Annotated in this window: 5 protein-coding genes and 2 pseudogenes; all 7 read left to right on the top strand. The window is 70.4% G+C overall.

The window, feature by feature from the left end; translation table 11 throughout:
• Positions 1–726: pseudogene (locus tag AOK16_RS28585) on the top strand (extracellular solute-binding protein); the annotation flags it as partial.
• A 2-nt stretch (positions 727–728) separates the two neighbouring features.
• On the top strand, positions 729–1,180 hold a 452-nt coding region (locus AOK16_RS28580; RefSeq protein WP_240483666.1), incomplete at its 5' end, for a type 2 periplasmic-binding domain-containing protein.
• Between the two features lie 5 nt (positions 1,181–1,185).
• Positions 1,186–2,127: a carbohydrate ABC transporter permease gene (locus tag AOK16_RS20535; RefSeq protein ID WP_055473664.1), complete on the top strand. Its 942-nt coding sequence runs from the start codon at positions 1,186–1,188 to the stop codon at positions 2,125–2,127.
• Positions 2,128–2,132: 5 nt separating this feature from the next.
• On the top strand, positions 2,133–3,029 hold the full coding sequence (locus AOK16_RS20530; protein ID WP_055473663.1) for a carbohydrate ABC transporter permease: 897 nt from the start codon (positions 2,133–2,135) through the stop codon (positions 3,027–3,029).
• 22 nt (positions 3,030–3,051) lie between these two features.
• Complete coding sequence (locus AOK16_RS20525; RefSeq protein WP_055473662.1) at positions 3,052–4,326, top strand: 6-phospho-beta-glucosidase; 1,275 nt, start codon at positions 3,052–3,054, stop codon at positions 4,324–4,326.
• 35 nt (positions 4,327–4,361) lie between these two features.
• Complete coding sequence (locus tag AOK16_RS20520; RefSeq protein ID WP_107098413.1) at positions 4,362–5,411, top strand: N-acetylglucosamine kinase; 1,050 nt, start codon at positions 4,362–4,364, stop codon at positions 5,409–5,411.
• A gap of 244 nt (positions 5,412–5,655) precedes the next feature.
• Positions 5,656–5,855, top strand: a pseudogene (locus AOK16_RS20515) (hypothetical protein); the annotation flags it as partial.

The following is a 5,855-nucleotide window of genomic DNA, read 5'->3' as shown; positions in this document are numbered from 1 at the left end:
CGACCATCAACTTCTGGCACGGCTGGAGCGCCCCCAGCGAGGTCAAGGCGATCGAGGAGAACGTCGAGCGGTTCGAGAAGGCGCACCCCAACATCACAGTGAAGGTCACCTCGAACGTCACCGACGACAAGATCAACCAAGCGCTGCGGGCGGGCGGCGAGAACGCCCCCGACGTCGTCTCGTCCTTCACCACCGACAGCGTCGGCAAGTTCTGCGACTCCGGCGCCTTCGTGGACCTCAACCCGTTCCTGGAGAAGTCCGGGATCGACCCGGCGAAGGTGTTCCCCGAAGCGCTGCGCCAGTACACGCAGTTCGAGGGCAACCAGTGCACGCTGCCGCTGCTCAACGACGCGTACGGGCTCTATTACAACAAGGACGCCTTCAAGGCGGCCGGGATCGCCGAACCGCCCAGGACCTGGAGCGAGTTCGCGAAGGTCGCGCAGAAGCTGACGAAGCCCGAGGGCGACTCGTACGAGCAGCTCGGCTTCATGCCCACCTTCCACGGCTACGAGACGACCCCCGGCCACTACGCGGCCCAGTGGGGCCCGGCCTACTTCGGCGCCCAGGGCAAGTCGAACCTGGCCAAGGACCCGGCCTTCGCGGAGATGTTCACCTTCCAGAAGGGGCTGATCGACAAGCTCGGCGGCTTCGCGAAGCTGGAGAAGTACCGCAACACCTTCGGTGACGAGTGGGGCGCCAAGCACCCCTTCCACACCGGCCAGGTCGNNAGGAGGCGGGCGCGAAGTTCGAGATCGGCACCGCGCCGCTGCCCGTCCCCGACGACCAGGCCGCCGACTACGGCAAGGGCTACCTCGCGGGCACCATCATGGGCATCGCCTCCACCAGCGCCCAGCAGAACGCAGCCTGGGAGCTGGTGAAGTACATGACCACGGACACCGACGCGGTCGTGGCGTTCTCCAACGCCATCCACAACGTGCCCTCCACGCTCGAGGCGCTCAAGTCGCCGAAGCTGAAGGTCGAGCCGGGCTTCCGGACCTTCCTCGACATCGCCCGGCACCCGAAGTCCAACACCACCCCCGCGCAGGCCGACGGCGGCGCCTACCAGGTCACGCTCCAGGACTTCGGCTATGCCTACGAGAGCGGCAAGGAGAAGGACCTCAAGGCGGGCCTGGAGAAGACCGCGCGGCAGATCGACACGGACCTCGCGAAGGCGAAGTAGCCGCCATGAGCACCCACACCCTCCGTTCGAAGCGCACCCGCGGTGCGCTTCGAACGGCGGCCTTCATGTCCCCCTGGCTGATCGGCTTCGGCGTCTTCTTCGCCTACCCGCTGATCTCCACCGTCTACTTCTCCTTCATGAAGTACGACGGCTTCCGGCCGCCCGTCTTCAACGGCCTGGACAACTGGAGCTATGTCTTCACCGACTACCGGCTGTTCTGGCCCGCCCTGTCCAACACGCTGTGGCTGGTGCTCGTCATGGTCACCTGCCGGGTCGTCTTCGGACTCGGCGTGGGACTGCTCATCACGAAGATCAGGACCGGGGCCGGGGTCTTCAGGACCCTGTTCTACCTCCCCTACCTGGCCCCGCCGGTCGCCGCGACCCTGGCCTTCGTCTTCCTCCTCAACCCCGGTACGGGACCGGCCAACTCGGTCCTGGAGGCCGTCGGAGCGCCCGCCCCCGGCTGGTTCACCGACCCCTCCTGGTCCAAGCCCGCGCTCACCGCGCTCGCCCTGTGGGGCGTCGGCGACCTGATGGTCATCTTCATGGCCGCGCTGCTCGACGTGCCCAAGGAGCAGTACGAGGCGGCGGAGCTGGACGGGGCCGGGCCCTGGCAGCGGTTCCGGTACGTGACGCTGCCGAGCATCTCACCCATCGTGATGTTCGCCGTGGTCACCGGCGTGATCCAGACCATGCAGTACTACACGCAGCCGCTCGTGGCCGGAAAGGTCGCCTCCGGGATCATCGGCGGCTCGGGCCAGCAGTTCGAGCCGGGCTACCCGGACAAGTCCACGCTGACCCTGCCCCAACTCGTCTACAACCTCGGCTTCCAGCGCTTCGACTACGGCTCTGCCTGCGTCATCGCGCTGGTGCTGTTCGCCCTCGCCATGGCCTTCACGGCGCTGCTGATGCGCCGCCGCGGCGGGCTCGTCCAGGCAGGTGACTGACCACCATGACCCAAGTCCTCACCGCTCCCACCACCCCGGCCTCGCCCGCGGCGGGCCCGGCGGCCCGTACCGCCCGGCGCAAGGCGCTGCTGCGCTGGATCGCCGTGCACTCGCTGGGAATCGCGGCCGCGCTGTTCTTCTTCCTGCCGTTCCTGTTCGTGTTCCTCACCTCAGTGATGAGCGACCAGCAGGCGCTCACCCGCGAGTTGTGGCCGCATTCCTGGGAATGGGGCAATTACGCGAAGGTGTGGCACACCCCGGGATTCCTGACCTGGTGGCGCAACACCCTGCTGTACGCGGGCCTCGGCACGGTCCTCACGGTGGCCTCGTCGATTCCGGTGGCGTACGCGCTCGCCAAGTTCCGCTTCCGCGGCCGGAATCTGTCCCTGATGCTGGTCATCTCGATGATGATGCTGCCGCCGCAGGTCATCGTCATTCCGATGTACCTGTTCTGGGCCAAGCAGCTCGGGCTCTCCGGGACGCTCTGGCCTCTCATCATCCCGATGGCCTTCGGCGACGCGTTCTCCATCTTCCTGCTGCGGCAGTTCCTGCTGACCATTCCGAACGAATACCTGGACTCGGCGCGGGTGGACGGCTGCGGGGAGTTCCGCACCCTGACGAGAATCGTGCTGCCGATGGCCAAACCGGGTATCGCGGCCGTAGCGCTGTTCCAGTTCTTCTACGCCTGGAACGACTATTTCGGCCCGCAGATCTACGCATCCGAGAACAAGGCCGCCTGGACGCTCAGTTACGGTCTGGAGTCCTTCAAGGGTGCCCACCACACCGACTGGAACCTGACGATGGCCGCGACCGTTCTCGTGATGGCGCCGGTCGTCCTCGTGTTCTTCCTCGCCCAGAAGGCCTTCGTCGAAGGCGTCACCCTGACAGGAGTGAAGGGCTAATGCCGCAAGGAGTGAAGGGCTCATGAAGCTCGCAGTAGTGGGTGGCGGCTCCACCTACACCCCCGAACTGATCGACGGGTTCGCCCGGCTCAGGGACACCCTCCCGATCTCCGAGCTGGTCCTGATCGACCCGGCCGCGGACCGGCTCCAACTGGTCGGCGGGCTCGCCCGGCGGATCTTCGCCAAGCAGGGCCACGACGGCCGGATCACAACGACCTCCGACCTGGACGCGGGCGTGGCCGGGGCCGACGCCGTACTCCTCCAGCTGCGCGTGGGCGGCCAGGCCGCCCGGCAGCGGGACGAGACCTGGCCGCTGGAGTGCGGCTGCGTCGGGCAGGAGACCACCGGCGCGGGCGGCCTCGCCAAGGCGCTGCGGACCGTGCCCGTGGTCCTCGACATCGCCGAGCGGGTGCGGCGTACGAACCCGGACGCCTGGATCATCGACTTCACCAACCCGGTGGGCATCGTGACCCGCGCCCTGCTCCAGGCCGGGCACAAGGCCGTCGGCCTGTGCAACGTGGCGATCCACCTGCAGCGGAAGTTCGCCGCCCTGCTGGGCGCCGAGCCCGCGCAGGTCCACCTGGACCACGTGGGCCTCAACCACCTGACCTGGGAGCTGGGCGTGCGCCTGGGCGGCCCCGGCGGCCAGGACCTGCTGCCGGGGCTGCTGGCCGAGCACGGCGAGAAGATCGCCGACGATCTGCGCCTCCCCCGCCCGGTGCTGGACCGCCTCGGCGTGATCCCCTCGTACTACCTGCGCTACTACTACGCGCACGACGAGGTCGTGGCGGAGATGCGCACCAAGTCCTCGCGCGCCGCCGAAGTGGCCGCGATGGAGCGGGAGTTGCTGGAGATGTACGGCGACCCGGCACTCGATGAGAAGCCCGCCCTGCTGGCCAAGCGCGGCGGCGCCTTCTACTCGGAGGCGGCGGTCGACCTGGCGGCCGCCCTGCTGGGCGGGCGCGGCGGCGCGGATGGCGCGATCCAAGTGGTCAACACCTTCAACAACGGCACACTGCCGTTCCTCGCGGACGACGCGGTGATCGAGGTCCAGGCGCGGGTCGGCGCGACCGGCGCGACCCCGCTGCCCGTGCCCCGGCTCGACCCCCTGTACGCGGGTTTGATCGCGCACACCACCGCGTATGAGGACCTGGCCCTGGACGCCGCCCTGCGCGGCGGGCGCGACCGGGTCTTCAAGGCGCTGCTCGCCCACCCCCTGATCGGCCAGTACGAGGCCGCGGAGGGCCTCACCGACCGCCTGATCGCGCACAACCGGGAGCACCTCGCGTGGGTCTGACGACACCCCTCCCGCCCGGGTCCACGGCACCTCTGGTGCCCGGCGGTGTCCTCGCCGTCGACGCGGGCAACAGCAAGACGGACGTGGCCCTGGTCGCGGCCGACGGCCGCGTCCTGGGGGCGGCCCGCAGCGGCGGGTTCTGCCCACCCGCCGTGGGCGTCGGCCCGGCGGTGGACGTCCTCGCGGACGCCGTCGTACGGGCGGTGGCCGCGGCCGGGTTCGAAGCCCGGGGCGACCGGCGCCCGTACGCCGCCCACGTCTCCGCCTGCCTGGCCAACGCCGATCTCCCGGTTGAGGAGCGGGAGTTGGAGGAGGCGGTGCACGCGCGCGGGTGGGGGCTCTCGACCCGGGTCGCCAACGACACGTTCGCGATCCTGCGCGCGGGTTTGGAGGCGGGCGAGGAACCGCGCGGTGTGGCCGTGGTGTGCGGCGCGGGCATCAACTGCGCCGGCATGCTGCCGGACGGCCGCACCGCCCGCTTCCCCGCCATCGGCCGGATCTCCGGTGACTGGGGCGGGGGTTCGGGCCTCGCCGAGGAGGCGCTGTGGTTCGCGGCCCGGGCCGAGGACGGCCGGGGCGGCCCGACGGAGCTGGCCCGTACCCTGCCCGCGCACTTCGGCCTCGACTCGATGCTCGCGCTGATCGAGGCCCTGCATCTGGGGCACCTCCCGGCGGCCCGCAAGCACGAGCTGACCCCGGTGCTCTTCACCACGGCCGCGGCGGGCGACCAGGTGGCCCGCTCGATCGTGCACCGGCAGGCGGAGGAGGTCGCCGCCATGGCGTATGTCGCCCTGTCCCGGCTCGGTCTCCTCGAAGAGGAGACCCCGGTGCTCCTCGGCGGCGGCGTCCTGGCCGCCCGCCACCCGCTGCTGCACGACCGGATCGCCGAACTCCTCGCCGCCCGCGCGCCGAAGGCCGAGCCGCGCGTCATCGCCGCCCGCCCGGTCCTCGGCGCCGCCCTCCTCGGCCTGGACCACGCGGGCGCGGCCACGGAGGCGTACGCGGCCCTGCGCGCGCACTACGCGCCGGGCGCGCCGGAAGCGCCCGGAGTGGACGCCGGGAAGGCGGTGCCCGCGGCGGGCTGACGGGGCCAACTCGGCCTGCTCAGCGCCTCGTACGGGAACTTTTCCGCACCGCCGGGCGTCATGGGATCGGGACCCTTTCGTGACACTGGCGGGTGAGCCGTCCGCGGAAGACCCTACGGCGCGGCGAGGAACGTGGAGGATGTGGACCTGGTAGCCAGGTCGGTACGAGGGGATACGGTCGATTCGGCTGGTACCGCAGGCCCGGCTGAGCAGGTGCACCGCCCGAGCGCAGGAGGGGTGATCGATGGGGGTCCCGGAACCCGCCGATCCGGTCATGGACCGCGAGGAGGCGGACCGCGCGCTGGCCAGGCTCGGCGCCGAGCACAAGGCCGTCGAGAGCTCGCTGCTCGCGCTCCAGGACCACGCGGGCCGCAGGCTCCTGGAGGGGACCGAACTCACCGGTGCCACCCGCGGCCGCTGGGCCGAGGCCGAGGAGCGGGTCAC

The sequence above is a fragment of the Streptomyces pathocidini genome, from assembly GCF_001418495.1.
In the GTDB taxonomy this organism is placed as follows: Bacteria; Actinomycetota; Actinomycetes; order Streptomycetales; family Streptomycetaceae; genus Streptomyces; species Streptomyces pathocidini.
The sequence above is the reverse complement of the archived record's forward strand: the minus strand, read 5'-3'. Positions and strand labels throughout refer to the sequence as shown.